Annotated in this window: 2 protein-coding genes; both read left to right on the top strand. The window is 58.7% G+C overall.

Annotated elements, in window-relative coordinates:
• On the top strand, positions 1-2,796 hold a 2,796-nt coding region (locus tag AC1DSG_RS29455), incomplete at its 5' end, for a 2-oxoglutarate dehydrogenase E1 component (protein WP_477794018.1).
• Between the two features lie 42 nt (positions 2,797-2,838).
• Positions 2,839-3,268: E3 binding domain-containing protein (locus AC1DSG_RS29450; RefSeq protein WP_477794017.1), on the top strand; the 430-nt coding region annotated here is incomplete at its 3' end.

Below are 3,268 nucleotides of genomic sequence, written 5' to 3'. Positions count from 1 at the left end.
GCCTACCTATCTGGTAGTAACGCTGCCTATGTGGAAGAGCTCTACGAGCTCTACCTGCACGACCCTAACGCTGTGCCAGAAGAGTGGCGCACCTACTTTCAGAAGTTGCCGGCTGATGGCAACACTGCTACCGATGTTTCGCACTCCACAATTCGCGATCATTTCGTCTTGCTGGCAAAGAACCAGCGCCGCGCCCAACCGGTTTCCGCCGGCAGCGTGAGCAGTGAGCACGAGAAGAAGCAAGTTGAAGTGCTGCGATTGATCCAGGCCTACCGTATGCGTGGCCACCAGGCAGCCCAGCTTGACCCGCTGGGGCTGTGGCAGCGTCCTGCACCTGCAGACCTGTCGATCAATCATTACGGCTTGACCAATGCCGATCTTGATACGACCTTCCGTGCCGGCGACCTGTTCATCGGCAAAGAGGAAGCGAGCCTACGCGAAATTCACGAAGCGTTGCAGCAGACATATTGCCGCACCATCGGCGCTGAATTTACGCACATCACCGATTCCGAGCAGCGCCAGTGGTTCCAGCAGCGTCTGGAAAGCGTACGCGGCCGTCCGACGTACTCCGCCGACATCAAGAGCCACTTGCTCGAACGCGTCACCGCCGGCGAAGGTCTGGAAAAATACCTGGGGACCAAATACCCGGGTACCAAGCGTTTCGGTCTGGAAGGCGGCGAGAGCCTGATTCCGATGCTCGACGAGCTGATCCAGCGTTCCGGTTCCTACGGCACCAAGGAAATCGTCATCGGCATGGCCCACCGTGGCCGTCTCAACGTGCTGGTCAACACCTTCGGCAAGAACCCGCGCGAGCTGTTCGACGAGTTCGAAGGCAAGAAGAAGGTCGAGCTGGGTTCCGGTGACGTCAAGTATCACCAGGGCTTCTCGTCCAACGTGATGACCACCGGCGGTGAAGTTCACCTGGCCATGGCGTTCAACCCGTCCCACCTGGAAATCGTTTCTCCAGTGGTCGAGGGTTCGGTTCGCGCTCGTCAGGATCGTCGTAACGACCCTACCGGTGAGAAGGTTCTGCCGATTTCCATCCACGGTGACGCGGCATTCGCCGGTCAGGGCGTGGTGATGGAAACCTTCCAGATGTCGCAGACCCGCGGTTTCAAAACCGGCGGCACCGTGCACATCGTGATCAACAACCAGGTCGGTTTCACCATCAGCAACCCGCTGGACTCGCGTTCCACCGAGTACGCGACCGACGTGGCGAAAATGATCCAGGCGCCGATCCTCCATGTGAATGGTGATGATCCGGAAGCCGTGTTGTTCGTGACCCAGCTGGCCATCGACTACCGCATGCAGTTCAAGCGTGACGTGGTGATCGACCTGGTCTGCTACCGTCGTCGCGGCCACAACGAGGCCGACGAGCCAAGCGGCACCCAGCCAATCATGTATCAGCAGATCACCAAACAGCGCACCACCCGTGAGCTGTATGCCGATCGTCTGACCCAGGCCGGCGTGCTGGACGCAGAGCGTGTTCAGACGAAAGTCGACGAATACCGCAACGCGCTGGACAACGGTCTGCATGTTGTAAAAAGCCTGGTCAAAGAGCCGAACAAAGAGTTGTTCGTGGACTGGCGTCCGTATCTGGGCCACGCCTGGACCGCGCGTCACGACACGCGTTTCGATCTGAAAACCTTGCAGGAACTGTCCGCCAAGCTGCTGGAAATTCCGGAAGGCTTCGTGGTTCAGCGCCAGGTCTCGAAAATCTACGAAGACCGTCAGAAGATGCAAGCCGGCGGCCTGCCGATCAACTGGGGTTACGCCGAAACGATGGCGTACGCGACCCTGGCGTTCGAAGGTCACCCGATTCGCATGACGGGTCAGGACATCGGTCGCGGTACGTTCTCGCACCGTCACGCTGTCTTGCACAACCAGAAAGACGCGGGCACCTACATCCCGCTGCAAAACCTCTATAACGGCCAGCCACGTTTCGACTTGTACGATTCGTTCCTGTCCGAAGAAGCGGTTCTGGCGTTCGAATACGGCTACTCGACCACCACGCCTGATGCGCTGGTGATCTGGGAAGCCCAGTTCGGCGACTTCGCCAACGGTGCCCAGGTGGTTATCGACCAGTTCATCACCAGCGGCGAGCACAAGTGGGGCCGTCTCTGCGGTCTGACCATGTTGCTGCCGCACGGTTATGAAGGTCAGGGTCCTGAGCACTCGTCGGCTCGTCTGGAGCGTTACCTGCAACTGTGCGCCGAGCACAACATTCAGGTAGCCGTACCGACCACGCCGGCTCAGATCTACCACTTGCTGCGCCGTCAGGTGATTCGCCCGCTGCGCAAGCCATTGATCGTTCTGACTCCGAAGTCGCTGTTGCGTCACAAACTGGCCATATCGACCCTGGAAGATCTGGCAGAAGGTTCGTTCCAGACCGTGATCCCGGAAATCGATGCTCAAGACCCGTCCAAGGTCGAGCGCGTTGTTCTGTGTAGCGGCAAGGTCTACTACGACCTGCTGGAAAAACGTCGTGCCGAAGGTCGTGACGACATCGCCGTCGTGCGTATCGAGCAGCTGTACCCATTCCCTGAGGACGACTTGAAAGAAGTCCTGGCTCCTTACACCAACGCCAAACATGCCGTCTGGTGTCAGGAAGAGCCGATGAACCAGGGTGCCTGGTACTGCAGCCAACACCACTTGCGTCGTAGCGTCAGCAATCTCAACAAGTCTCTCGTACTCGAGTACGCGGGCCGTGAGGCTTCTGCTGCACCTGCTTGTGGTTATGCATCGATGCACGCTGAGCAGCAGGAAAAACTGCTGCAAGACGCCTTTACTGTTTAACGCCTTCGCGCACCTGAAACCGAATTTAAGGACTCACAGATAATGGCTATCGAAATCAAAGCCCCCACTTTCCCGGAATCGGTTGCCGATGGCACCGTTGCCACCTGGCACAAACAACCGGGCGACGCTGTAAAGCGTGACGACCTGATCGTCGACATCGAAACCGACAAGGTTGTGCTGGAAGTGTTGGCTACTGCTGACGGCGTGCTGGGCGCTATCGTCAAGAACGAAGGCGACACCGTTCTGTCCGACGAAGTCCTGGGCTCCATCGAAGCAGGCAGCGCTGCTGCTGCCGCTCCGGCCGCTGCTCCGGCCGCTGCACAAGCGGCTGCTCCAGCTGCTGAAGGCGAAGACGATCCTGTTGCTGCCCCGGCTGCTCGCAAGCTGGCTGAAGAAAACGGCATAAACATCGCTTCCGTTGCCGGTACTGGCAAAGGCGGTCGTGTGACCAAGGAAGACGTGGTAGCTGCTG

The organism is Pseudomonas sp. P5_A12, from assembly GCF_056400685.1.
Note: the sequence above shows the minus strand (reverse complement) of the source record. Positions and strands in the feature narration are given on the sequence as shown.